Source organism: Dyadobacter sp. HNCC25DJ187, assembly GCF_056895255.1.
In genome coordinates, this window is the sequence record NZ_JBXHAT010000001.1 from 81,663 (window position 1) to 106,500 (window position 24,838).

At 42.9% G+C, this 24,838-nt stretch carries 21 protein-coding genes; 8 read left to right on the forward strand and 13 right to left on the reverse strand.

The window, feature by feature from the left end; genetic code table 11:
* Positions 1-77 precede the first annotated feature (77 nt).
* Entirely contained in the window at positions 78-1,262 is a 1,185-nt protein-coding gene (locus AC1XUE_RS00295) for a glucuronyl esterase domain-containing protein (RefSeq protein WP_483353922.1), read from the forward strand.
* A gap of 50 nt (positions 1,263-1,312) precedes the next feature.
* Here the strand turns inward: AC1XUE_RS00295 and AC1XUE_RS00300 are convergent, their stop codons facing one another.
* A complete protein-coding gene (locus tag AC1XUE_RS00300; protein ID WP_483353923.1) occupies positions 1,313-1,540 on the reverse strand; it encodes a hypothetical protein in 228 nt (75 codons plus the stop codon).
* Between the two features lie 42 nt (positions 1,541-1,582).
* On the opposite strand from AC1XUE_RS00300, the gene AC1XUE_RS00305 reads away from it, so the two are divergent.
* The 7 genes from AC1XUE_RS00305 to AC1XUE_RS00335 all read left to right on the forward strand — a co-directional run bounded on the left by AC1XUE_RS00305 (position 1,583) and on the right by AC1XUE_RS00335 (position 6,928).
* Positions 1,583-2,449, forward strand: a complete 867-nt coding sequence (locus tag AC1XUE_RS00305; protein ID WP_483353924.1) for an STAS domain-containing protein — start codon at positions 1,583-1,585, stop codon at positions 2,447-2,449.
* Positions 2,450-2,468: 19 nt separating this feature from the next.
* Positions 2,469-2,864, forward strand: a complete 396-nt coding sequence (locus AC1XUE_RS00310) for an STAS domain-containing protein (RefSeq protein WP_483353925.1) — start codon at positions 2,469-2,471, stop codon at positions 2,862-2,864.
* Positions 2,848-3,258 carry an anti-sigma regulatory factor gene (locus AC1XUE_RS00315; protein WP_483353926.1) on the forward strand — a complete coding sequence of 137 codons (411 nt, stop codon included), beginning with the start codon at positions 2,848-2,850 and terminating at the stop codon, positions 3,256-3,258. The genes AC1XUE_RS00310 and AC1XUE_RS00315 overlap by 17 nt, the downstream gene beginning before the upstream one ends.
* A complete protein-coding gene (locus tag AC1XUE_RS00320; RefSeq protein ID WP_483353927.1) occupies positions 3,251-4,258 on the forward strand; it encodes an ATP-binding SpoIIE family protein phosphatase in 1,008 nt (335 codons plus the stop codon). Before AC1XUE_RS00315 ends, AC1XUE_RS00320 begins: the two co-directional genes overlap by 8 nt.
* A gap of 4 nt (positions 4,259-4,262) precedes the next feature.
* Positions 4,263-5,933 (forward strand): sensor histidine kinase, encoded by a 1,671-nt coding sequence (locus AC1XUE_RS00325; RefSeq protein WP_483353928.1) that lies wholly within the window; start codon positions 4,263-4,265, stop codon positions 5,931-5,933.
* A 3-nt stretch (positions 5,934-5,936) separates the two neighbouring features.
* Positions 5,937-6,359: a response regulator gene (locus AC1XUE_RS00330; protein WP_483353929.1), complete on the forward strand. Its 423-nt coding sequence runs from the start codon at positions 5,937-5,939 to the stop codon at positions 6,357-6,359.
* 149 nt (positions 6,360-6,508) lie between these two features.
* Positions 6,509-6,928, forward strand: a complete 420-nt coding sequence (locus tag AC1XUE_RS00335; protein WP_483353930.1) for a hypothetical protein — start codon at positions 6,509-6,511, stop codon at positions 6,926-6,928.
* Here AC1XUE_RS00335 and AC1XUE_RS00340 read toward each other — a convergent pair.
* The 12 genes from AC1XUE_RS00340 to AC1XUE_RS00395 all read right to left on the reverse strand — a co-directional run bounded on the left by AC1XUE_RS00340 (position 6,925) and on the right by AC1XUE_RS00395 (position 24,553).
* Positions 6,925-7,821: a helix-turn-helix domain-containing protein gene (locus AC1XUE_RS00340; protein ID WP_483353931.1), complete on the reverse strand. Its 897-nt coding sequence runs from the start codon at positions 7,819-7,821 to the stop codon at positions 6,925-6,927. The genes AC1XUE_RS00335 and AC1XUE_RS00340 overlap by 4 nt on opposite strands.
* A 59-nt stretch (positions 7,822-7,880) precedes the next feature.
* Positions 7,881-8,879 carry an aldo/keto reductase gene (locus tag AC1XUE_RS00345; RefSeq protein WP_483353932.1) on the reverse strand — a complete coding sequence of 333 codons (999 nt, stop codon included), beginning with the start codon at positions 8,877-8,879 and terminating at the stop codon, positions 7,881-7,883.
* 166 nt (positions 8,880-9,045) lie between these two features.
* Positions 9,046-9,405 carry a DUF2200 domain-containing protein gene (locus tag AC1XUE_RS00350; protein WP_483353933.1) on the reverse strand — a complete coding sequence of 120 codons (360 nt, stop codon included), beginning with the start codon at positions 9,403-9,405 and terminating at the stop codon, positions 9,046-9,048.
* 40 nt (positions 9,406-9,445) lie between these two features.
* Positions 9,446-9,814 (reverse strand): iron chaperone, encoded by a 369-nt coding sequence (locus AC1XUE_RS00355; RefSeq protein WP_483353934.1) that lies wholly within the window; start codon positions 9,812-9,814, stop codon positions 9,446-9,448.
* A 238-nt stretch (positions 9,815-10,052) separates the two neighbouring features.
* Positions 10,053-11,555: a glycoside hydrolase family 32 protein gene (locus AC1XUE_RS00360; RefSeq protein WP_483353935.1), complete on the reverse strand. Its 1,503-nt coding sequence runs from the start codon at positions 11,553-11,555 to the stop codon at positions 10,053-10,055.
* 151 nt (positions 11,556-11,706) lie between these two features.
* Positions 11,707-13,425, reverse strand: coding sequence for a RagB/SusD family nutrient uptake outer membrane protein (locus AC1XUE_RS00365; protein WP_483353936.1), 1,719 nt, complete (start codon positions 13,423-13,425; stop codon positions 11,707-11,709).
* A 12-nt stretch (positions 13,426-13,437) separates the two neighbouring features.
* Positions 13,438-16,521 carry a SusC/RagA family TonB-linked outer membrane protein gene (locus tag AC1XUE_RS00370; protein WP_483353937.1) on the reverse strand — a complete coding sequence of 1,028 codons (3,084 nt, stop codon included), beginning with the start codon at positions 16,519-16,521 and terminating at the stop codon, positions 13,438-13,440.
* Positions 16,522-16,525: 4 nt separating this feature from the next.
* Complete coding sequence (locus AC1XUE_RS00375) at positions 16,526-17,413, reverse strand: carbohydrate kinase family protein (RefSeq protein WP_483353938.1); 888 nt, start codon at positions 17,411-17,413, stop codon at positions 16,526-16,528.
* Positions 17,414-17,571: 158 nt separating this feature from the next.
* Positions 17,572-18,894, reverse strand: a complete 1,323-nt coding sequence (locus AC1XUE_RS00380; RefSeq protein WP_483353939.1) for a sugar porter family MFS transporter — start codon at positions 18,892-18,894, stop codon at positions 17,572-17,574.
* A 266-nt stretch (positions 18,895-19,160) separates the two neighbouring features.
* Positions 19,161-21,896: a substrate-binding domain-containing protein gene (locus AC1XUE_RS00385; protein WP_483353940.1), complete on the reverse strand. Its 2,736-nt coding sequence runs from the start codon at positions 21,894-21,896 to the stop codon at positions 19,161-19,163.
* 266 nt (positions 21,897-22,162) lie between these two features.
* Positions 22,163-23,434, reverse strand: a complete 1,272-nt coding sequence (locus tag AC1XUE_RS00390) for an NAD(P)/FAD-dependent oxidoreductase (protein ID WP_483353941.1) — start codon at positions 23,432-23,434, stop codon at positions 22,163-22,165.
* 54 nt (positions 23,435-23,488) lie between these two features.
* Positions 23,489-24,553 carry an AI-2E family transporter gene (locus AC1XUE_RS00395; protein WP_483353942.1) on the reverse strand — a complete coding sequence of 355 codons (1,065 nt, stop codon included), beginning with the start codon at positions 24,551-24,553 and terminating at the stop codon, positions 23,489-23,491.
* Between the last annotated feature and the right edge of the window lie 285 nt (positions 24,554-24,838).

Genomic DNA, 24,838 nt, shown 5'->3' on the forward strand with positions numbered 1-24,838 from the left:
ATTCGTATTGACTGATCTTTTATTAAACTGAAATAGTTTGCAGAAAGGTGCTATACTGATGAATAACAGCTTTTGAAATGAAGAACATATTTGTGTTATTGGCTTTCACCATAGGGTTTACAGCTAAACAAAGAACACTTGCTCAGAATTACGACGAAAATAAGGTAGGAACTTATGTACTTCCGGATCTTTTTGACAACCCAACTAATAAGAGGGTACTCTCTGTCGAAGATTGGGAAAATAGGCGCAGACCTGAAATTCTTGCTCTTTTTGAGGAGCATGTTTACGGAAAAATGCCTCAATCTTTTGACCAGATTGATTTTAAAGTGGTAAATCAGGATGAAAATGCCATGTCCGGTAAAGCAACTTTAAAAGAGGTTGAAATCATAGTAACACAAAACCGGGAATCTATAAAAATTAATCTGGTCATGTTTGTCCCGAATGCTTTAAAAAAGCCAGCACCAGCATTTCTTTTGATTAACAACAGGAGCCCGAGCAACACACTTGCCTCGCGTGATTCGGTAAGTGGCTTCTGGCCTGCTGAGCAGGTGGTTGAGGGAGGCTATGCCATTGCCGCTTTCCACTACTCGGATGCAGCGCCGGATAATAAGGATCAGTACCAAAATGGCGTACTTCGTCTTTATCCCGATCTTGCAAAAGCAGATAATGGTATGAAGGCAGTAGGAGCATGGGCCTGGGCGGCAAGCAGAGTGATGGATTATATGCAGACAGATCGCTCTATCAATGCCACGAAGGTAGGCGTTGTAGGTCATTCCAGAGGCGGGAAAGCCTCACTCTGGGCCGCCGCTCTTGATCAGCGTTTTGCAATTTGCTTTTCCAACTGTTCCGGCAATACGGGTGCTGCTCTTTCCAGAAGAAATTTTGGTGAAAGTGTAGCAAGGATCAATACTACGTTTCCTCATTGGTTTAGTGGTAATTACAAAAAGTACAACGACAATGAGAAAGACTTACCGGTTGATCAGCACATGCTCATCGCATTGATCGCGCCGCGGGCAGTTTACGCGACAAATGCCTCTGAAGACCTTTGGGCTGACCCAAAAGGTACATTTCTTGCTTTAAAAAATGCAGAGCCGGTTTTTTCCATATACAAACAGGAATCCAAATTGCCACTACATCCACCGGGAGTCGATCGGCCTGTCACGCAGCCTCCACTTGGCTATCATAACCGAACGGGCAAGCATGATATGACATTTTATGACTGGCAACAGTACGTCAGGTTTGCTGATACCTTTTACAGATGACGGGCAGCTTTTGCCGTTCTATGACACTATTGCGATACGGATAAATACCCTCATGCATATCCTGTTGTGAAACTTTTAGCTTCATGACAGGATACTCCGCCGACCTTGTATACCATTATCCGGTCATGGCCATTTAAGAATGTCTGGATAAATTGGATTGAAAAGTGCTGAAGTATCAGGTTATGTTGACTTACGCCAACAAGCCGGAAATGCTTCATATTGGCTTGCAACTGATAAATTGAATTATTTATATTTCCTTCATACGAATTGATTTTCATGTTTAATACATACCTTGCCAACATTTACAAAACCTTCACCAAATGACAAGCAGCATTATTACAGACCTAAAAAATCATAGAGAACAGATTTTGTCCTATTGGATTGACCAACGAGAATTAGCTGAAGATTTTGGAGGTAACTATAATAGTATAGATGATCTGAAAGCACAGTCTGAAGAGCTTTTAGATATCTTGTTAAAAACCATAACGTCAGAGAACATCAGTGATTTGTATTCTCCCGATCTGGAACCACTTCTTGACTATGTAACCGGCATCACTATTTCCCGCGCTAAACAAGGCTTTAGTCCCAGAGAAACAGTAGTTTATATTTTCTCGCTGAAGGATGCAATCTTCAAAGTGCTGATTCAGATAATTGAACATGACGCAAAACAATTATATGATGCAACCATAGAGATCAGCAAGTTCATTGACAATATAGGAATTATCAGTTTCGAGACTTTCATTAAAGGGCGTGAAGAAGTAATTCTAAGTCAGGCTGATGAAATGGCGGAACTGTCTACTCCGGTTATCAAAGTTTGGGATGGCATTATTGCTATGCCTATTATCGGAACCCTGGATAGCGCAAGAACACAGGTGGTAATGGAAAACCTGCTGCAAGGCATCGTCGACAATGAAAGCACTATAGCCATTCTTGATATATCAGGTGTACCTGCAGTAGACTCACTCGTTGCACAGCATTTGATCAAGACGGTCAGCGCCATCCGTCTTTTGGGAGCCGACTGCATCATTAGTGGTATCCGTCCGGAAATCGCACAAACTGTTGTACATCTGGGTATAGATCTTTCCAAGATGGTTACCAAAGCGACTCTTGCCAGTGCTCTTAAATATGCATTTAATGTACTGCAGCTGGAAGTGAGACGTGCTGCAAGAGAGAAAAATAACCAGTAATTTACAGTAGAACAGAATTATGGAAAGAATACCTATCCTCAAAATGGGTAAGTTCCTGCTTGTGACCATTCAGGTAGATCTTTATGACAGACTCGCATTGAGCCTGGAAGAAGATCTGGTTCAAATGGTACACAAAACGGGAGCAAAGGGGGTGCTAATTGACATATCTGCGCTATCCATTGTAGATTCCTTTATGGGGAAAATTATTGGAAATATTGCGGCTATGTCCAGTATCCTCGACGCCGCCACCGTGGTAGTAGGGATGCAGCCTGCAGTAGCAATCACATTAATAGAACTCGGACTTCCTTTATCGGGTGTATACACTGCGTTGAATATAGAACGTGGTATGGCATTACTTGAACGCATGATGCCAGAAGAAACCGATAACGACGGGGAAGATGACGATGAATATTAAAGAAACCATAATTATTCAGCAGGAAAGAGATTTGATTATTTGCCGCAATCGTGTCAAAGATGCAGCGGTAAAAATCGGTATGGGCATTGTAAACCAAACAAAGCTCATTACGGCCGTGAGCGAACTAGCCAGAAATATGCTCGTTTACGGAGGTGGAGGTATGGCTGTGCTGGAGGTAGTGTCACGAGGTCGGGAGCAAGGCGTTCAGGTCATTTTTGAAGACAAAGGTCCCGGTATAGTGGATATTAAAAAAGCCATGGAAGACGGATATACAACCGGAAAGAGCATGGGTATGGGGCTGCCCGGAGCCAGGAGGCTGGCCAGTGACTTTCACATTGAAAGCGTGGTGGGGAAAGGGACTACTGTTAAGATTATTAAATGGAAAAATGGATAGCGGAAAGCAGATAGCCTTTGATGTGAGGGACAAGGGGTTTTTGCCCCTTATCAAGAAAGACGCTTCCAGATTAGCAGTACAATGTGGTTTGTCGCCGAAAAGGATAGCAGAAATCGATATCGTTATCAGTGAAATAGGTACCAATCTGATCAAACACGCGGGAGGAGGTGAAATAATAATTCGCTGCATGAATGATCCGTTGGCAAAAGGACTTGAAATCATCAGCGTAGACAGTGGTCCCGGCATGGCAGATCCTGGCCGCATGATGGAGGACGGCATCTCAACCAAGGGGACACTCGGACAGGGGCTGGGTGCAGTGCGCCGGTTGTCGGACCAGATGCAAATCTATTCTGTTCCTGAATGGGGGACCATCTTGTTAAGCCGCATTTTTGAGTCTGATCACCAGCAGATTCGTCCGTCGAAGATTTCGGTTTCTCCTATTGTTTTAGCCAAAGCGGGTGAAATTCAATGTGGTGATGCCTATGCATGGAAGTCTAATCCGTATTTTGTAAAAGTAATGCTGGCAGATGGCCTCGGACACGGTGCCCTAGCTAATGAAGCCTCTCAAAAGGCTGTTCATGCATTTGAAAAAAGCGTTTACAACACCCCCCATCAGATACTGCTGGATATCCATCAGAATGTTAAGAATACAAGAGGACTTGTTGCCACTGTTGCAGTGTACGACTTAACAAATAAGTACTGGCTGATAAGCGGAGTAGGTAATATCTCCACCCGGTTGCAGGATGCGATCTCTTCAAAGACTTACCTGCCTTACAACGGCATAGTAGGGGTGAACATTCCCAAAAGGCTGGAATCTCAAACAATCAGACCGGAGCCAGGACGAAATCTGGTAATGTGCTCGGATGGGATTTCTTCCCGCTGGGACTTATCTAAGCACACTGCTGCTTTTCGATATGACCAATCTATACTTTCGGCAGTCATTTATAAAGAATTTGCCAGACATTCAGATGATACCTCAGTGGTGATTGTAAAAGTTTAAAATTATGTATGAACTGACGAAGGTAGTGCTGACCAATGATCTTGATTTAATGCTTGCACACAAGCGTTCCATGCAGGTGGCAGAATACTTCGGTATCAGCCTGGTGCAACAAACCAGCTTCGCCACGGCTGTGTCGGAAGTATGTAGGATGGTAGTAAGCAAAGAAGAGCAGCCTTCTATTGTATTAGGCCTTCAAAAAGCCTCATCCGGGAAAAATTCTATCTATGCAAAGGTCACGGATCCCAGGATTTCGACATTTGACATTCAACACCCTAATTTAACCTATGCAAGAAGACTGGTACATGATTTTCGTATTAATAACAATGTCGTTACGCTGCTTTATGAGTTGCCATTAGGCAGCCAGGTAAGTATGCAGCAAATCAAAGAAGGACAGAAACTCTTTGATGAATTACCGGCAGTTACGCCCTACGAAGAAGCCAAAAAGCTCAATGACCGATTGCAGCAAATGACAAACAGATTGGGCGAAAGCGAAAGGAAATTTCAAGTACTTACCAATTCATTGCCTATACTGCTATTGACTGTAACGCATGATGGATTCATCGTGTTTGCAAACAAAGGTTTTATGGATTTTAGCGTTACTGACACGCTTGCAGGATTGAAATGGATTCATTGGCTTGGGCAAAGAAATCCAAATATACCTATTCGTAAAATTGAAGATCAAATGGCGTCAGGTCAGGCTTTTTCAATTGAAGTTTCACTTCAGCAACGTACTGATTCAGATCGTGTATGGTATTTGTTGTCTATGAATCCGATCCAAAGTCCTTCAAACTCAAATGTGGATTGGTCGGTTTTTTTGGTGAATATACAAGCTCAAAAAGTCGTTGAAGCAACATTACGTGATAATCAGGAGCTGAGAAATATTACTGCTGCACTTGAAGCACGGCAAAAGGAGCTGGATATTACCGTTGCCAATTTGAACCGAAGTAATCAGGAGTTAGCCAGATTTGCTTATGTAGCTTCTCATGATTTACGTGAGCCGGCTAGAAAAATGGCGGTTTTTTCAGATATGTTACTATCGCGAAACGACCCGTCTATTCCCCAGGAAACTTCACATCTTCTGACAAGGATCAAATCGGGTTCCGAGCGGATGCTTGATGTGATCCGGGATCTGCTTAATTATTCCTCTATATCTTCCGACAGCAATGTCGAAGTTGAGGCGCTGAAGCTGTCAGAGATTATTAATCTGGCTATGGATCAGCTGGAAATGCAGATCACTGAGTCTTCAGCAGAGATCACATTGGAGCAGGAATTGACCCTGGTTGGAAATAAACGACTTCTGAGTTTGCTATTCCAGAATCTCATTGGAAACGCCATCAAATTTGTAAATGATCTGATTACCCCTCAAATAAAAATCAGTACTTATCGGATCACATCTAAAGACCGTGAAGCATTAGGTTTAAAAGAAGATAGTTTGTGGACGGGAATTACTTTGTCAGATAATGGAATAGGATTTGATCAGAAGTTTTCAGAGCGTATTTTTGAAATGTTTCAGAGGCTGCACAGCCAGTCCATCTATCAGGGTACTGGAATAGGACTTGCTATTTGTAAACGTATTGTTGAAATGCACCATGGACATATCACTGTTAAAAGTGAGCCAAATGTGGGATCAGTTTTTACGATATTACTGCCGGATTTTGAAGAACAAAATAAGTAGCTTATGCAAAATAAGAATAGTAAAGTCATCGTATTAGTGGACGATGATGAAGACGATACATTTCTGATTCAAACTGTTTTTGAGGAACTCAACATTGAAGATGATATCAGAATTTTTAGAAATGGATATGATGCGGTGACCTATTTATTAGCTCCTGATCAGCAGGCGCCTTCCATTGTAATAAGTGATTTAAACATGCCCCAAATGAACGGGTTTGAACTTCTGGAAGCGTTGTTGAAACAAAATTATTTCGTAGGTGGTGAGCCAAAGTTTGTTTTCCTGACCACATCTGAGAAATCGATGGTTCCCAATCATAATTTTGGTGAACAAATCCCTTTCTACACAAAAGGCTATTCCTTTACCCAGGTCAGGGATACCATATTAAAGATCGTAAGTATTAGTGGCCTGCAGGATGCAACTGATTGATCCCGGGGAGATTGGTTACAGTAATTAAGATGAAATAAGAATGTTAAGATAAATTGATTGCTTATATTAAAATTCGGCAATTATTGATGTAATCCTGGAATGTTTTCGAGCACATTGCGTATATTCAAGCCACACTTCAATGGAGCGCAATGCAACATCTCTTTAAAAAGCTGTTATCCGAGATTCAAAGCTGTAGTTCTGATTATGACATCATCGACTACAAACAAGAAACAGACATTAGTGGGGAAATACGTATGGTTATTAACCGTCATCCTGCTAAGGCCCTGCAACTATGCTATTGGAAGAATGAATTCATCCAGGTAGATATTCTCCAGGAGTATTTTCCAAAAAAAAATGAAGAATACAACCTTTATATTCAATTCAATAATAAGAACCATGTTTTCACCAATCACGGCGGGCACTGTTTCATTTTTTGTTTGAACTCAGACTTAAATCTGTTGCAGGGTGAAGACGCTTATGAGAAAGCTCCCAATACTTTGCAGACCTATTCAGAACAACAATTCATTGATATGATCTTAGCAGTAATAGCACGGGAACCACAACGCTAATTGAACGCCTGACGAAACTCCACCGGCGATACATTCGTCTTCTTTTTAAATAATGTACTGAATGATTGTGCATGCTCAAAGCCTAGTGTATAGGCAATCTCACTTACAGACAAATTCGTAACAGAGAGTTTTTCCTTTGCTTTCTCAATTAATTTTTCATGAATATGCTGCTGTGTATTCTGGCCGGTATGAATTCGCAAAAGGTCACTCAGATAATTAGGTGAAAGATTCATCTGTTCCGCAATTTGCTGCACGGTTAAAAGACCTTTTTCTGCTGGTGCGTCTGACCCGAAATGATTATCCAATAATTGCTCAAATCTGACAAGGAGCTGATGATTGAGGTTTTTTCGTGTGATAAACTGCCTTTCATAAAAGCGCTGGGAATAATTAAGCAACAGCTCAATCTGAGACAGAATAATCTCTTGTGTGTGCTTATCTATATGTAAGCACTCCTTATCAATGTTGTGCAGGATATTAACCAGGTCGTTTTCCTCTTCAGCCGAGAGATGCAAAGCTTCATTAACTGCATAGGAGAAAAAGCCAAACGTATGGATGGTTGTTAATAGTGAATGAGTGAGCAAAAAATCAGGGTGAAATATTAACAGGAAACCCATTCCGCATTCTACGGTCTGCAGATCAAGATACTGTACCTGATTCGGGGCAGTGAAGCTAAGTACTCCCTTATCATAATCGTAGTGTTGCTGACCATATTTGATTTTACCTTTTGCTTCTCTCTTTAAAGCTATACAGTAAAAACGATTGACAAACTTCTTCCAAATATCATCTTCGAGAAACAGACTTTCTGAAAGATTGATGACACTTACAAGAGGATGGCGCGGCGCAGGCAGCGATAGCAGCCTGTGAAATTCTGATACGGATTCGATTGCGTTCATGAAATAAAAGTAAGCATAAACGACTGCAAAAAATGATATGCAGCCGTTCGATGTGTGTGTTAGTCAATAAGTCCCATACTGAACTCATCATAAGGTTCGCCCGTATCGGTTCCCAAAGGGATGATACTCTCGAGTTTAGATACATCAGTCTCGCTCAGCTCAATACCCGTTGCAAAAATATTTTGTTCCAGGTATTTTCTTCTTTTAGTACCTGGTATCGGTACGTGTCCTTTATTGATGATCCATGCTAATGCAAGTTGAGAAGATGTAATGCCTTTTTCTTCCGCCATTGTTTCTATGGCTTTTACCAATTCCATGTTCTTGTGAAAATACTTTTCCTGGAACTTGGGAATTCCTCTGCGGAAATCATCCTGAGGAAGATCATCTATGCTGCGAATCTGACCAGACAGGAAGCCACGTCCCAGTGGTGAATAAGCAACAAAACCAATCCCAAGCTCAGTCAATGTATTCAGAACACCACGTTCTTCTACTGTCCGCTCGAATAACGAATATTCACTTTGAACAGCAGTGATCGGATGGATAGCATGTGCTCTTCTGATGGTTTCTGAGGATACCTCCGAAAGACCAAGATAACCAACTTTCCCTTCCTTTACCAATTCACTCATGGCTTCTACTGTCTCTTCGATAGGGGTGTTCCGATCCAGTCTGTGCATGTAATACAGATCAATATAGTCGGTATTGAGGTTTTTTAAAGAACGCTCCAGCGCCTTTTTTACATACTTTTTTTGACCATTGATGGCCCAGGTGATTTTATGATTATCATCGATCTCCCAACCAAACTTGGAAGCGATGATATATTCGTCCCGTTTGTTTTTGATTGCTTCTGCTATAAGCTGTTCATTTTTAAGGGGGCCATACAGATCGGCTGTATCTAAAAAAGAGCCTCCCAATTCAAGAGAACGATGGATGGTGGCAATAGCTTCCTTTTGATCTGCAGGTCCGTAGATATGCCCTTCCTCTATGCCTGTCATGCCCATGCAACCCAAGCCAATGCCTGATACCAATAATCCCTGACTTCCTAATGCTATGTTTTTCATTTTCATGATGTTTGTTTTACGTTACACAAATATCAGAAGGTCCGACAAGTTGGCCGTATGTGAATCCACGAAGCTTGTATGCAAATCAAGGATACGACAGAACCAGGTTGTATCAATAATCAAGTCAAAAGGAAGGCATGTGCCTTAGTGCAGATCAGGTGCCCATTTATGCTCTTAGAATTTTCTCCATTTTTTTACCTTTTGCCAATTCATCAATCAGTTTATCCAGGTAACGTACTTTTTGAATAACTGGATCTTCAATAGCCTCAACCCTGTAGCCGCAGATAACACCAGTAATTTTTTTAGCATTCGGATGCATTTGTGGTGCATCATTAAAAAATGCTTCGAAACTGGTTTTGTTCTCCAGAATTGTTTGAAGGTGCTTTGGTCCATACCCGGTAAGCCAGAAGATAATTTCATCTACTTCGGCTTTTGTTCTTCCTTTTTTTTCTGCCTTGGCTACGTAATGTGGATATACTCCGGCGAATGACATTTTATAAACCCGTTCGTTATTTTTGTCGTTCATTGCGTTCAGGGTTTGGTTTGCGAGATAATTTCATCGGTAATCAGTTAGTAGCATCGACTTCCCGCTTTCTAAATTTGAGAATTCTTTCGATCAAATCCAGTGGCAATGGTTCGCTATGAGGAAACTGGATAGCTGCTTTGGAAATCTTGTAATTCATTAGCTCGCCTTCAAATTCCGACAGTAAATCTTGACTCCAGGGATGTGAGATAGTAATGTGTTTTGTAAATGCGCAGTAATAGATCAGAAATTTCTTTTCAATTTTAAATGCCGGAATAGAATAGCTGATCACCTCCTTTGACTCGGGTGCAACTTTATGAATGAGCTCTCTGATAGTCTGCATTCGCTGCTGAACCGGCTCATTAAATTGCTTTTGATAATGGTCAATGTCCTTGTATTCAACCTTCGCCATCGTATTTTAGAGTTTATATCTGCACCATTCTAAAAGCATCCGGATGCTTTTTCTAACTTCCTTATCTACCTACTTTTTAAATATAAAAACGGCCTGGAAATAAAAAGCTTATGTGGCTCCTCACTTCCAGGCTGTCGGTGATGAATCAGAATTAAATCCTTTCAGGATTGCTACGCGCTTTTAGTTGTGATTTGGTCTATATTCCCCAAGGACCGATTTTGAAAGCACTCATAGGCCTTTACCTTACCGATGATTTCAATACGGTATATTTTAAATTTTTAATACTGATACCTGATGCAGATTTGATATAAAGTTTGGACATCGGCGTTTCAGGGAAGAAAATATCCGTCATGACCGTCAGGCCGTTGTCCGCAAAAAGCTCAACGGACGCTACGTCTGCGATCAACGTAATAGGCATATCGCTTCCTGTCGCAAATCGTGGTGCCAAGTGCTTTTCTCCAAAACCTTTTTCGAAGTCAATTTTTCCTGATTTAGAACGATCAATGTAATATTGATTTTTGGATTTGTCATACCCGACAATGAGTTCGTTGCCTGCTTCATTGGCCAGCACAATTGAAAAATCCTTGGCATTGGTTGTCGTTAAATCCAGACGGAACAAACCGGTTTTGTTTTTTGCTTTTCCAGTCAGATTGAGTTCGGTCTTCACCTCTTGATTTTTTATTGAAAAACCCGTGGTGTTCAAGACATCCAGTTCTTTAACAGGAACAGAAGTCATATAAATCTCTTTTCCAACCGTTTTTAAACCCAATTCGCGGGCGATGGTATTCGCGCTTCTCCACGGATCGGTCGGAACCTGATTGGCATATTGCCAGTTGCTCATCCAACCCATCAGAATGTTGCGGTTGCCGGTATTGGCAAATGTTACCGCAGCATAGTTATCCGTTCCAAAATCCAGCCATTTTGTTTCTTTTGAATTGGAAGTGAACGTTTTACCATCAAAATCTCCCAGGAAATACTGGCCGGCAGAACCTTTATTCGGTCCACCCGGATTGATGTTTACGATCAACACCCAAATATCTTTTCCTTCATGTTTGATCGGAAAAAGGTCAGGGCATTCCCAAACACCGCCATGGCCGCCTTCGTTTGCACCAAATTCACTTTCACGCGTCCAGGATTTCAGATCAGGTGACGAATAAAAAGTAATCCGATCCTTCGTTGCCAAAGTCATCACCCATTTTTTCTGAGCCTCAAACCACCTTACTTTTGGATCACGAAAATCGCTGATGCCCGGATTTTCAATCACCGGATTTCCTTTGTATTTCGTCCAGGTTTTACCGTCATCCAGACTATACGCGATGCTTTGCGTTTCGTGTTTACCGGTTTTTTGTTTTTCCTGCACCGGGTCGTGGTGTGTGAAAATGGCTACCAAGGCATCTTTTCCGAAACCGGCCGTGTTGTTTTTGTCCACAACAGCACTTCCGGAAAAGATATAACCCAGGCTATCCGGATACAAAGCGATCGGCTGTTCTTTCCACGAGATCATATCCTTACTCGTGGCGTGTCCCCAGTGCATCGGTCCCCAAATCTTGTCATCCGGATAATACTGGTAAAAAAGATGGTAAATCCCATTGTGATACACCATGCCATTCGGATCGTTCATCCAGTTGGCTTTGGGTGTAAAGTGAAACTGCGGACGGTATTTCTCCTTAAACTCCTGGGCGATGGCAGTTGAGCCAGTCAGGACACAAATAAGGACTAGTGTAATGATTATTTTTTTCATATAGTTTGTTTAGAGCTTTCGGCGGTCGGCAGATGGATGCCGAAGACTTTTACCTATAAGCTAAGATTTTTGTTTATATAACTCTATTATTAATCGATATTAACTGACTGTGGATAACGGACCAAGCCGACAGCTGATAGCCGTCAGCCGCCTACCATCCCACATTCTGCTTATACAACCCACTGCTGAAATTGATTTGATTCAATGGTATCGGCAGATATTCATCCCGACCGGCAGTGAAACGGGCATCTGATAAATGCGTAGCCCTTGTTTTTTCTATCTGAAAATAGGCATTAATCGTTTGCGCCGCAACTCCCCAGCGAACCAGGTCGAAGAAATGATAGCCCTCACCGGCAAATTCTAGTCGTCTTTCCCAGCGCAAGGCCATGCGTGCATAGCTCTGTGTCCAGTCCGAATTTTTTACGTACGGTTGAATTTTGAAATTAGCAGTAGGTTTGCCGTCTGCTTTCACCAGTAAAGCAGTACTTGTGGCGGCGCGGGAACGGATCCTGTTGATCAACGGAAGTGCTTCGTCTTGCCTGCCCAGTTCTATTAAAGCCTCAGCTTTCCAGAGAAGTATATCAGAGAACCGGATAATCTGCCAGTTTTTCGAACTGGACATAAAAGGAGGTACTTTTTGGAAAGAAGGATCCGTTGGTAAAACCGCTTCTTTTATGCTTGCAAAAGCACCATAAACCGCAGGAGCACGAGCCCAGGATTTTTGGAATACATAGTTTGTTCCGTATTTGAACGGCGAATTTGGTCTTGCTACGGTGTGGTCAAGTCGCGGATCGAACGAGTTAGTTGTGAAATCAAGGGATGCTGCTACATCGTTGGTAGCATAGGTTTGAAACAAAGGCAGTCCGTCAGCACTTGTCTTGAATGAATTGATCAGGTCATGGCTTGGGACATGGAAACCGCAGCAACCGTATTCCTGATTCATAGGATAATTCAGCGCATGGCCGTAATCAAGCCTGCCCAGCGGTGTACCGTCGTTTTTTGAGTATTGAATTGCAAATACGGATTCCGGACCGTTTTCAGTAGCTGTTAAAAAATTATCAGCAAAATCGGTACTCAGGTTATACTTGCCGGAGGCGATCACTTCGTCGCAGAGCTTGTTTACCTCTTCAAGCACAGTTTTATTTATCGTTACTACGGCATGGGTTTGATTTTGTTCATAGGCCTTGTACAATAATGTTTTTGCCAAATAGGCTTTTGCTGAAATCTTGTTGGCGCGGCCTTTATCACTCTGGTTGTCGGGTAGCCTGTCAGCAGCACTTCGGAAGTCAGCCTCAATTTTTGACCATAGCTCATCATTGGAAAGCTTATCATTTGAAATGGTTGGATAGTCGGTTTTGGCAACGTTTTCGTCGATGTACGGGACATATTTAAACAGGATTTTCAGCAGAAAATAGAAATGCCCTCTCAAAAAATTTAATTCGCCCATCCGAGCTGCCTTTTGCGGATATTCTGCTTCGGACAAGGCACTTACTCTTCTCAGTGCGTCATTTGTCCTGCTGATACCAACATACAATCTGAACCATACCTGATCAATCATTGCATTGTCAACCCTGTTGAGCGAAAATGTTTCGAATAAATGAAATTCGGATAAATCACCCGGTCCGTCGCCACCTTTGTACATATCGCCTCCACGTATACTTCCGTAAGCCCACATACTGGAAAACGGAGAGGTATAATGATCGTTCCCAAGTGCGGAGTAGGCTGCTATTACCATTTTGTCCACATTTTCAGGTGTGTTCAAATCGTCACCTGAAACGACACCTTGTGCCGGTTCCACCAGTGCATCATCGCAGCCAGTTACAAGCAGCATGAGCAATGTGAAGCAATATATTATTTTTTTAGTGATCATGATTTCAGGATTTTAGAAAGTGACATTGAGTCCGATTGTTCCGATGATAGGCACAGGGAAAGCGAAGTTTGGAATCTCCGGGTCGGGACCTGTGTAAGATTTACTTTTGATTGTAAATAAATTACTTCCCTGCAGATACAATCTCGCGCTTTGGATTTTCAGGTTATTTATCTTTTTGACACTGTATCCAATTTGCAGGTTTCTTAATTTGAGATACGAACCGTTTTCTATAAAGTAAGTCGAAAAGCGGCCTTCATTATTCCTATCTACCAATGTCAATGCAGGAATATCTGAGCCCGTGTTTTGCGGAGTCCATGCGTCCATGGTTCTTTCGCCCCAGTTGGTTCCTGTCCAGAGTGATGAGAAATCGGTATAGGTTTTAAATTCGTTTTGAACCTTTACATCGATCCCCTGAAAGAAAAAGTTCAGATCGAAATTTTTCCAGTTGACGGTGGTATTGAAGCCATACATGTATTTAGGGGTACTGTTTCCAATAAAATCCCTGTCCTGAGCGTCAATTATGTTATCGTTATTTAAATCTGCATATCTGATGCGTCCTACGCCTTTTCCCGGCTGGGTTGCAGAATTGTCTACTTCGTCCTGATTCTGGAATATTCCGTCGGTAACATATCCAAAGAAAGAATTAGCCGGACGACCCAGTATAGTCTTATCCGTTCCGTTTCCAGGATAGGACGCAATCACCTCTTTGGGTAAATAAGTGATCTTGTTGCGATACAGTGAGAAATTACCGGTTAGGTTGATTTTCAGATCTTCGCCAATTTTTGTGTCATAGGAAAGTAATGCTTCAAATCCACTGTTTTTCATCGAAGCGCCGTTGGTAAACCGGTTTCCTCCGTCGCCAATCACGGCCAGATATGCCGGGCTTATTAATATATCCGAAGTTTTTCTTTGGAAATAATCAACAGAACCCGTCAAGGTGTTGTTTAAGAAGCCAAAATCCACACCAAAATTGGATTCTGCCAGGGATTCCCATCTCAGGGCATCATTGCCTTGCTGAATTAAGGTGAATCCTGACGGAAGCTGACCGGTGCCATTTCCTCCGATGTCATAAGCACTGCCATTATCAAAGTCCCAAGTAGGATCAGCGCCGTAAATGGCTGAGTATAAAGACTGCGTAGCGTTGTTCGGGATTTCCTGATTACCCGATCGACCCCAGCCATATCTCAGTTTTAAATCAGAAATGAATGGAAGGTCTTTAATAAATGCTTCTTCGCTCAGACGGTAACCTAAAGAAAACGAGGGGAATGTTCCGAAGCGGTTTTCCTTTCCAAAGCGTGAAGAACCATCACGACGTATGGTTACAGATGCTAAATATTTGTCTGCATAGGTATAATTTACTTTCGCGAAATAGGAGAAAAGTGAATTCGCACTGCCGCTGCCACCATTATTGATGTTGTTACTTCCTGCGTTCAGATAAGCATAATTGATGTTTTCCAAAGCCAGGCCTCTTCTGCTTGCCGAAAATTCCTGCGAGATATACCGGATACTTTCCTGGCCGGCCAGTATACTTATCTGGTGCTTGCCTGTGCGGATGTCGTAAGTCAATGTGTTTTGCCAGATCGAATTGCCTGAATAATCCTGGAAATTGGATACCTGATTCGTAGGGTCGGACAAGAAGCCTGACGTGTAGGATTTACGAAGCAGTCTCTTGTAACCACCGCTATAATCAATTCCGTAGCTGGTTCTTAAATGAAGTTTTGGGATAATTTCCAGGTCCGCAAATACATTTCCGAATAGTCTGTAAAAGTTACCCTTATTCTGTCTGTTGTCCTCAATAAGCCTGACAGGGTTTTGCCTGTCAGTCATTCCTGATGCAGGGCCGCCCCAGCCACCAGCCTCCGTATAAACCGGAACAACGGGTTGTGATACCAGCGAAGCAAATAATATATCGGCAGTCGGAGACTGAACATCCTGAATGTAAGTAGCCGACAGGTTTTCTCCAATTTTCAGTTTGGATTTAAAAAGTGAAAAATCTGAGTTTAGTCTTGCATTAAATTTTTTATTGTGCGTAGACTTTACGATTCCTTTGTTATCGTAATAGCCTAAGGAAAACATCGTACTTCCTTTCTCCGAACCATTGGAAATTGCCATGTCATATGACTGGATGATGGACTTCTGCGAGATTTCGTCATACCAATACGTATTCGCAGGTTTCATTGTTTTTGCAGCATCTATAAATTCCGGGTATTTGATCTGATTCAATACCGGACTGTTGAAATCATTATTCCAATCGTATTGGTAAATCTGGTTGGCATTCGGATCTGCTTTGTCATTTACAGCCGCCTGCCAGTAGGCTCTGCCTCTGCCGTCGGCATTAAGTGTTTTTAGCTTCGAAGCATAGTCCTGAATCGATGTGGATACGTTAAAAGTCAAACGCGATTGTCCGTCTTTCGCCTTTTTGGTTGTGACAATGATAACACCGTTTGCAGCCCGTGAGCCATAAATCGTTGCCGACGAGGCATCTTTTAAAACCTGAATCGATTCGACATCAGCCGGATTAATTTCATTCAATCCTCTTTTGGTCGGGATACCGTCGATGATGTAAAGCGGATCATTATTGCCCAAAGAACTACCTCCCCGGATCCTGACAGTGGCACCTCCACCGGGAGCTCCGTCCGTTGTGATAAGTACTCCCGGCACTCTTCCCTGTAAAGCCTTTGCAGGGTTACCTACCTGGCTGTCTTTGATGTCCTTGATGTTCACCACGCTTACTGCACCTGTAATATCTTTCTTCCTTTCGGTTTGATATCCGGTAACAACCACTTCATTCAAACTTTTTTGATCGTATTCCAATGTAACATCCATAACGGATTGATTACCAACGGATAACTCTTGTGCAACCATGCCTACATAAGAAAAAACCAGTGTAGCCGATGCGTTTACCGAAATCGTATATTTTCCCGTTGCGTCGCTCACTGCTCCGTTGGTTGTCCCTTTTTCCAGGACGCTCACGCCCGGAAGGATTTCTCCGTCCGTCGCTTTTACAGTTCCGGAAACCGAAACCCTGGTTTGTGCCCATGTCAGCTGCATACTGCATAGGATGGCAAATGCCATCATTAGTAATTTTTTGTTCATGGAATTATTGGTTAACGGTAAGAAAATGATCCAGTTCTGATTCGGAAATCTCCGGTGTAGCGCCGGAATAGGAAGCTACCAACGCACCCACGGCGCAGGCTTTTTTGAGTGCAGAGGGAATGGACGAGCCGGTGACATATTCTTTCAGGAACATGGCCAGGAATGAATCGCCACTGCCAATGGTGTCCTGCACTTCTACTTCGTATCCGCCTTGTTTATGGAAGCCGTCGCTGGAAAGTACAATGGCTCCATCGGCTCCGAGTGTTACACAAACCAGTTGAAGGTTGAAGCGTTCGTAAAGGAATTTCATTTGGGTTTCTACATCAGGCTGTATGCCAAACCAGGTGCAAACGGTATTGAGCTCATGCTCATTTACTTTCACAATGTCAGCTTGTTGCAGCAGGTATTCAGTTGTTGCTCTGTCAAGATGCGGCGGACGGATATTGACATCGAACACTTTCAGTTTTGCGTCTTTCAGTAACTCAAACAGCGTATCGCGGGATTGCTGGCTACGAACCGAAAGTGTACCGTATACAAACACATCTGAGTCTTGTACCAATTGTTTGTTTTCGGGTGTGGGCATGATATAATCCCATGCTACGGGCTGCACAATTTTGTAGGTAACCTCTGTTTTGTCGGTCAGGTTAACTTTTACAATGCCGGTCAGGTGTGTAATACCGGTTTGAATAAAACTGGTATTAAAACGCTGGTTGTTCAAATATTCCATGAGTTCAACGCCCAGGTCGTCGTCACCGACGCGACTAATGAAAGCGGGAATCATGCCGAAGTTTTTCAAGTGAATGGCCACATTCATGGGCGCTCCGCCGGGCTGCTTACCAGAAGGCAGCATGTCCCAAAGCATTTCCCCGAAAACGGTTATTGCAGGTTTCATATGGATTGAGATAAATATTAATGGATACTATTTGACTTTTTCAGAATTTCTGTTTTCCTGCTTTCGGCAGTCGGCTTTCGGCGGGGCCGCCCCGGCTATCAGATTAATCCAAGAAAAGACATTCTGGCCGACGGCTGATGGCTGAAAGCATGGCTGACTCAGTGCAGAACCATCGTCTTGTCCGTCCGTTCCAGCGAGGTTCCCTTCGTTTCGGGCATGATGCGCCACACGAAAATGAGCTGCAAAATCATCATGACAGCGAAGAAGGAAAAGGTGATTCCACCACCCAGATATTCGGAAATGATCGGGAATGAAAAGGCGATGATGGCCGCCATAAACCAGTGTGTGAAACTTCCCAGCGCCTGACCGTTTGCCCGTACTTCATTCGGGAAAATTTCAGATATAAATACCCAGATCACCGCACCTTGTGAGAATGCGAAAAATGCGATGTATACGAAAAGGAAAACTGGAACGCCGGTAAAATCCTGTATAAAAAATGCCCTTGCAACCAATCCTAGTGTGATGATGACGCCTACCGAGCCGATTGCCATCAATGTACGTCTACCAAAACGGTCTATAAAATTGATGGCTAAAAGTGTGAAAGCAAAGTTGACGAAACCGATTCCCGCAGAAGATAAAAACGCAGCTTTTGCTCCCAATCCGGTCATCTCAAAAATACGCGGACTATAATAAATGATGGCGTTAATTCCTGAAACCTGATTGAAAACAGCAAACAGAATGGCCAGTGTCACGGGCGTTTTATATTTGGAAGAAAACAGCCTTGCAGTAGGTTTGTCTTTAGTCTCCTCATTTGCGTTCATGATGGCAAACAAAGTTTCTTCGCTCGTTTCAATGTCGATGATATTGAGGATTTCTCTGGCTTGCTGTACGTCACCTTTTTTCATAATCAGCCAGCGTGGACTTTCAGGAACGTAAAGTATCGCCAGTAAGAAAATCAGAGAGGGCAAAGCCTGCACACCCAACATCCAGCGCCATGCATTTTCGCCCAGATCCTGCATGAAGTAGTTGGAGAAGTAAGCGATTAATATCCCGAAAACGACATTAAACTGAAAGAGCCCAACCATTTTCCCGCGTGATTTGGCTGGAGAAATTTCTGAGATATACATCGGTGCAGCAACAGAGGAAGCGCCTACGCCCAATCCGCCAATGAACCGAAAGAAGATGAAAACGTACCAGTCGTTTGCCAGTGCGGAGCCGAGTGATGAAACCAGGTACAAAACAGCAATCCAGAATAAGGTGGTTTTTCTTCCGAGCCTGTCCGCCGGAATACCGCCCAGCATGGCGCCAAGTACGGTTCCTATCAGTGCGATGGAAACGGTGAATCCGTGCTCGACCGCGGAGAGATCCCATAAATGCTGAATGGCTTTTTCCGCCCCCGAGATAACCGCCGTGTCGAATCCGAAGAGGAATCCACCAAGTGCAACGACGATCGACCAAACTAATACCTTACTGTTTTTCATTGGTAGTTCTGATTTTTTGTCAAAACTACCGCCGCTCGGCACCCGGAATAACTAAATAATATCTCAAAAAAGTTAAACTTTGATACAGTGGTATTTTAGAAGTATATTATTATGATAATCAGTGAATTAGATAGGTATTTAAAATTTGATACATCAGCGATCTTTCGATTTTGATACATCTTATTTAAAAATTGTAGCATTTTTAAAGCATCCATCAGGGAGCAATTGTACAATAATCTGAAAATATGAAATAATAAATCGGTTGTTTAGGATTTTTTATATTCCATGGGAGTCTGGTTATACTTTCCTTTGAAAGCCGTAGAGAAATAAGTAGGGGAGGAAAAGCCAACCTTATAGGCAATATCAGCTACCGTAAGATCATCACGACGCAGCAGGAACTTGGCCTTGTTGAGCCGAATCTGTTGCAAGTATTCATTGACACTCATACCCAGAAGTGCTTTCACTTTTCTGTAAAGCTGCACCCGAGACATACCCATGTCTCTGCCAATATCTTCCACACTCAGTTCTGAGTTGTCATAATGCTCTTCTATGTAAGCAGTAAATTGTGTAATAAATTTCTTGTCAAGTTTGTTTGGATTGCTGCCGGAAGAAGTTTCAATGGGTAATTCGCTGGTATAATGTTCGCGAAGCAATGCCCGGTTTTTAAGCAATGTTTTGATCATTTCCTGCACATACACCAAGTTGAAAGGCTTTGTAATGTAGGCGTCTACACCTGTTTGAATGCCTTCTATTTGTTGTTCTGTGGTGGTGCGGGCCGTTAGCATAATAACCGGAATGTGGGAGGTCCGGAAATCGGTTTTTAAAATGGCAGTTACGCCTAATCCGTCTTTCTTAGGCAACATCACGTCGCAAACGATCAGATCCGGAATGTGTTCAAATGCCAGCCGTAAACCTTCTTCGCCGTCATTGGCTAAGAATACCTGATAGCTATTCTGTAATTTTTGTTCAAGAAGTCTGATGAGATCATTGTTATCCTCAATGATCAGAACCGACTGTTCCCGGACCGAAATTTCACCGGGTGTTGCAACATCCGAGACCATAGATTCATCGTTAAGCTCAAAGTTTTGAACAGATGAAAAACTCTCTGTATGTTCGTTAATTAATTCGTCTTGTTGAAAGTGGTTGTTTCTAAGCGGCAACTCAATCGTGAAGGCTGTTTCTTTGTTGGGCTGACTACGAACGGCGATCGTTCCTTGATGAAGCGCGATCAGCTCTTTCGAAAGCGCCAGACCGAGGCCGGTTCCGAGTGCTTTGTAATTGCTTTCTGCCTGATAAAATACCTCAAAAACGTGAGCAACTTCTGATTTCGTCATGCCAATTCCGTTGTCTTCTACCATAATCTGAACATGATTAGGCGCAATGTTTTTAATATATATGTAGACCCTTCCTTTGTCAGGTGTGAATTTAAAGGCATTGGAAAGAAGATTAAAGATTACTTTGTCGAGCATCATAGCATCAAACCAAACCATTATTTCTGCTTCGGAAGCGATAAGCTGAAAGTCAATTTTATGTTTTGAAGCGAGTCGTTCAAATGCTACCATGATGTCTTTCACGAAGGCAACTAAATTATGTTCTCCGGCGCGAACCTGCATACGGTGACTACCCAGTTTCCGGAAATCCATCAGCTGTGTCACAAGCCGAAGCAGTCGCAATGTGTTCTTTCTGATCAGGGAAAGTTCTTGTTTAATCAAGGGGTCGCGAATTTTTTCACTAGCCAAAACGTCTTCAACCGGGGCGAGTATCAGGGTAAGTGGTGTACGAAATTCGTGAGAAATATTGGTGAAGAATTTGAGTTTGGCTTCATTCTCAATCTCTGCACTTTGCGCGAGTTGCTCTATCTGGTTCTTTTGATCTGATATTTCATGGTTCTGCACTTCCAACCGCTTGTTGATCTTTCGGTTTTCACGTAAGGAATAAAAGGAAATGGCTCCAAAAATCAGCGCCAGAGCGAGTGTAATGGAAACGGTATAAATGATGATACTCTGGTTTTCAGAAATGGCACGCTGCTCTTCGATCTTCTCCTGGCGCCGTTCTATATCCTGTTGCTGAGCCACCAGTTTTTCGCCCTGTAACTTCATGATTCTTACATTGGTAGAATCAATCATCGTAATCTGAAGCCGATTTTCTCTTTTGAAAGGCTGCTTCCGGAGAATCGCAATGGCAGTCCGTATGGCTTCTTCCCCCCCGGTAGGATATAAAATAGTTGCATTGAGAATGTTTCTGTCGACCAGATCAATACCGCCGTCTGGCCCTGTTAGCCCGTCAACACCTATGAGCCTGATCTTTTTTTCAACACCTAAATTTTTACAAACTTTAATTGCAGCCAGTGCTCGCCGGTCATTTTGACAAAAAATGACATCAATATCTGTATGGCTTTTCAAAAGTTTAGTCAATGGAACTTCAAACGAATATTTATCCCAATCGCCATCCAGCTTCGCAACTAATTTAATTCCCGGAAAACGGCCAATTGTTTCCATAAAACCTTTGTGACGGTCTGTGTCTGCAGACGAGCCGGGCTTTTCACTGATCTCGATCACCTTTCCGGTTCCTTTTAAAAGCGTATTGGTGTAAGCTCCGGCAATCTGTCCGACTTCCACATTGTCAGCACCCACATAGGCTGTGTACTGGTCAGAATTGGTGCGGCGGTCCAGAATAATAACAGGAATGCCATTCTGATATGCTTTTTCTACGATGGGCGTAATAGGTTCCGCTTCGTTGGGAGACACGATCAGCAGGTCAACATGTTGTTCGATCAGCGCTTCAATTTGAGTGATCTGCATTTGACTTTGTCCACCCGCATCTTTCATAATGAAGTTAATCTCAGGATTGAAAGACAGCTCCCGATACATACTTTCCTGCATCGTTCGACGCCAGTTGTCGGCACCGGTGCACTGCGAGAAGCCGATGGTAAATTGCTTGGTTTCTTTGGTAGAACAGGAAGAGACCAGCAATAATAGGAGAATGATGGTAAAGTATTTCAAGTCGTCAGGCCAATTGTACAGATTGATCAAATGTATTATAATTCATACTTGAAACAAACCATAGGCTCAGAGAGAAATGTAAATTTATAATGTCAGGCAATGCCTCCTCGTCGTCTGAGAAGTCGGCAAAAAGATTTAGTAGTAAGCATGTGCGTTAATGCTGTTGTGGAGAATTCCTTCGATTGAGATATATGCGGTACCCGACTTTCTCTTCGTAAAGCACTGACACGTTTTAGCCATCGTGCTTTACAAAAAGAAGTAGCTGGTTACTCGTCTGTATACTTATTCCAGCTCGGTTTAAATATCATTCGAAGCGATTGATCTTTAGTAAAGTAGGCTACCATCCAGTTGAAAAGTGTTCTGAATCGGTTCTTTTTAGTGATCAAAGAAATCAGATGTACAAACAGCCAGGCGAACCAGGCGATGGTGCCATTGAAATGAACCTTAGGTTTCGGAAGGTCAGCAACAGCCATCATCCTTCCTATAATGGCCATTGAGCCCTTGTCGACATATCTGAATGGCTTCAATGGTTTACCTTCAACCATAAGCCGGAAATTTTTCGCCAGATGTCTGCCTTGCTGAATGGCCACCTGCGCGACCTGAGGGTGTCCTGTAGCAAAATCGGGATCAGTCAGCTGCAGGCAGATGTCGCCAATGGCGTAGATATTTTCCGTTGCGTTGACTTTATTATATTCGTCTACCTGCAATCTGGAGCCTCTTCCATAGCTTTCTGCCAGAAGGCCGTCAAACAATTTACCAGTAACCCCAGCGGCCCATATCAGATTTTTTGTGGATATCGTTTCGTCATTGGAGAGTACGACCTTATCATCTACATAGTCTTTTACACGGCACTGAAGCCTGATCTTTACACCAAGTTTCCTCAGCTGATTATATGTGTCCTTTTGAGATTTTTCGCTCATAGGGGAGAGTAGTTCACTGGCACTGGTGATCAGATAAATTTCCCCACCTTTTCCGATGAGCTCCGGATATTCTTTACGGAGTATTCCGTTTCTCATCTCCGCAAACATGCCTGATAATTCCACCCCCGTTGGCCCGCCACCAGCGATAACAATGGTAAGGAGCTTTGTTAATTCGTAGGAGTCATCTATCACACTGGCCTGTTCCATCTGACGCAAAAGTTTGTTCCGCATTTCCAGTGCATCATCAAGCGTTTTCATCGCAATGGCATTTTTTTTCAAATTTTCCGATCCGAAGTAGTTTGTTTTGGCTCCGGTTGCGAAAATGAGATAGTCGTAAGTTAGTTCACCACTTGAGAGAATGACCTTATTTTCGTGCGGTATTACGCGTTGTAAGTAACCCAGGCGAAATTTTACGCTTTTAAGATCCCGAAAAAGCTTCCGGAACGGATAACTGATACTGGAAGGTTCCAGAAAGCCTGTCCCTACCTGATAGATCAGAGGAGGAAAGAAGTTATAGTTGTTTTTATCAACAAGTATGATTTCAAATCGCTTATCATTTCCAAGCGCACGGGCTACATTGACTCCCGCAAAACCTCCACCTACGATAACTATCTTCATTGTGAATTGGATTTTTGTTGATTAGTATAATAAAGGGGTAATTGACCGTAATAGTTATGGATTTACTTCTATCTCACTGTCTTTCAATACATCCTGAACATATACCATTTTTACAAGTACCATGGCCAAGGCCATAATAGGGGTGGCAAGGGTGAGTCCGAGCAAGCCGCCGAAGCCTCCAATCAAAAGCTGCGAGCCGAAAACCAAAGCAGGGGGCATATTGATCATTTTTTTTTGTACCAAAGGCGTGGCGACACTACTTTCAAATGCCTGAACGGCCAGATATAGTATCAGAACATAAAGTACCTGATCCGAACCATCAAGTGATGCGAATAACAGAGCCGGGAACAACGCTATAATAGGGCCAAGGTTTGGTATAAATGAAAGGATGCCAGCCAGAAGCCCCAGCACTCCTGCCAGGGGAACACCCAAAATCCACAAACAGATGAATGTGAGTACACCGACCACCGTCATAGAGAAAAGCTGGCCTAACAGCCAACTGACCAGTGTTTTATTAAGGCTGGACAGGATCTCACCGGCACGTTTTCTGCCTTTTTTAGGTACAAGCATGATCATTCCTTCACGATACATACGAGGATTGACAACAATGAAAGCCCCCATGAATATGATCACGTATACGCTGCTCAAAGCTCCGAAAGTGCTAGACAGGAATCCAGGCGCATGCGCCATTAGTTCTGAGCTGTTTTCGGCAAGATCCTCTGCCGAAGGAATACTGTTGAGTAGTTGCCTGCCGATTTGCGAGTTATTCAATTGCTGTTCCGCACTCTTAATGGCATCCGGTATCTGTTGCTTGAACTGGCCAATCTGTTCAGAAATTCTGGCTGCAAAGAGCCAGCATATTCCTGTTGCCAATCCCAGTACGCCTATAATGATGATGAGCAGGCCCAGTCCTTCTTTCATGCCAAACTTCTGATGAAGCGCCTTGGCACCGGCTCGCATGGGAAGAGCGATCAGCAGCGCGCCTATGATGAACAGAAATACCTGGAAGCTATATACAAACAGACCTGTAAGGCCAAGAAGTAATATAGTGATGCCAACTGCAATGGTGACACGTTGTGTATAAGTAGATGTTTCGTTGTTAGCAGAAGAATTGATCATCAGGGATAATTGAGCGTTTCTAAAGTATAGTTACGTTTATACTTCAAAAATCATCCCAGCACAAACTTTGGAAGCTTCCTGCTATTTAAATGAATTGTAATAGTCTCACTACCAGTATTTATAGCGTATTATATCTTTCCTGAGGTTACAAAATTGATTAACAGGGCAAATCGTGGACACAGTGTCCTTAAATAGTCACATGATAAAATCGCTTTACAATAATGCCCTGCATATTCTGAAATCTTGTCCGGGCAAAAATTACCGAATGTCAAATCTTCAGTGTGG

What these genes read in the sequence shown, in the direction of transcription:
- AC1XUE_RS00295 (WP_483353922.1), top strand. Translation starts at nt 78, where the DNA reads ATGAAGAACATATTTGTGTTATTGGCTTTCACCATAGGGTTTACAGCT.
- AC1XUE_RS00300 (WP_483353923.1), bottom strand. Translation starts at nt 1,540, where the DNA reads ATGAAAATCAATTCGTATGAAGGAAATATAAATAATTCAATTTATCAG.
- AC1XUE_RS00305 (WP_483353924.1), top strand. Translation starts at nt 1,583, where the DNA reads ATGACAAGCAGCATTATTACAGACCTAAAAAATCATAGAGAACAGATT.
- AC1XUE_RS00310 (WP_483353925.1), top strand. Translation starts at nt 2,469, where the DNA reads ATGGAAAGAATACCTATCCTCAAAATGGGTAAGTTCCTGCTTGTGACC.
- AC1XUE_RS00315 (WP_483353926.1), top strand. Translation starts at nt 2,848, where the DNA reads ATGACGATGAATATTAAAGAAACCATAATTATTCAGCAGGAAAGAGAT.
- AC1XUE_RS00320 (WP_483353927.1), top strand. Translation starts at nt 3,251, where the DNA reads ATGGATAGCGGAAAGCAGATAGCCTTTGATGTGAGGGACAAGGGGTTT.
- AC1XUE_RS00325 (WP_483353928.1), top strand. Translation starts at nt 4,263, where the DNA reads ATGTATGAACTGACGAAGGTAGTGCTGACCAATGATCTTGATTTAATG.
- AC1XUE_RS00330 (WP_483353929.1), top strand. Translation starts at nt 5,937, where the DNA reads ATGCAAAATAAGAATAGTAAAGTCATCGTATTAGTGGACGATGATGAA.
- AC1XUE_RS00335 (WP_483353930.1), top strand. Translation starts at nt 6,509, where the DNA reads ATGCAACATCTCTTTAAAAAGCTGTTATCCGAGATTCAAAGCTGTAGT.
- AC1XUE_RS00340 (WP_483353931.1), bottom strand. Translation starts at nt 7,821, where the DNA reads ATGAACGCAATCGAATCCGTATCAGAATTTCACAGGCTGCTATCGCTG.
- AC1XUE_RS00345 (WP_483353932.1), bottom strand. Translation starts at nt 8,879, where the DNA reads ATGAAAAACATAGCATTAGGAAGTCAGGGATTATTGGTATCAGGCATT.
- AC1XUE_RS00350 (WP_483353933.1), bottom strand. Translation starts at nt 9,405, where the DNA reads ATGAACGACAAAAATAACGAACGGGTTTATAAAATGTCATTCGCCGGA.
- AC1XUE_RS00355 (WP_483353934.1), bottom strand. Translation starts at nt 9,814, where the DNA reads ATGGCGAAGGTTGAATACAAGGACATTGACCATTATCAAAAGCAATTT.
- AC1XUE_RS00360 (WP_483353935.1), bottom strand. Translation starts at nt 11,555, where the DNA reads ATGAAAAAAATAATCATTACACTAGTCCTTATTTGTGTCCTGACTGGC.
- AC1XUE_RS00365 (WP_483353936.1), bottom strand. Translation starts at nt 13,425, where the DNA reads ATGATCACTAAAAAAATAATATATTGCTTCACATTGCTCATGCTGCTT.
- AC1XUE_RS00370 (WP_483353937.1), bottom strand. Translation starts at nt 16,521, where the DNA reads ATGAACAAAAAATTACTAATGATGGCATTTGCCATCCTATGCAGTATG.
- AC1XUE_RS00375 (WP_483353938.1), bottom strand. Translation starts at nt 17,413, where the DNA reads ATGAAACCTGCAATAACCGTTTTCGGGGAAATGCTTTGGGACATGCTG.
- AC1XUE_RS00380 (WP_483353939.1), bottom strand. Translation starts at nt 18,894, where the DNA reads ATGAAAAACAGTAAGGTATTAGTTTGGTCGATCGTCGTTGCACTTGGT.
- AC1XUE_RS00390 (WP_483353941.1), bottom strand. Translation starts at nt 23,434, where the DNA reads ATGAAGATAGTTATCGTAGGTGGAGGTTTTGCGGGAGTCAATGTAGCC.
- AC1XUE_RS00395 (WP_483353942.1), bottom strand. Translation starts at nt 24,553, where the DNA reads ATGATCAATTCTTCTGCTAACAACGAAACATCTACTTATACACAACGT.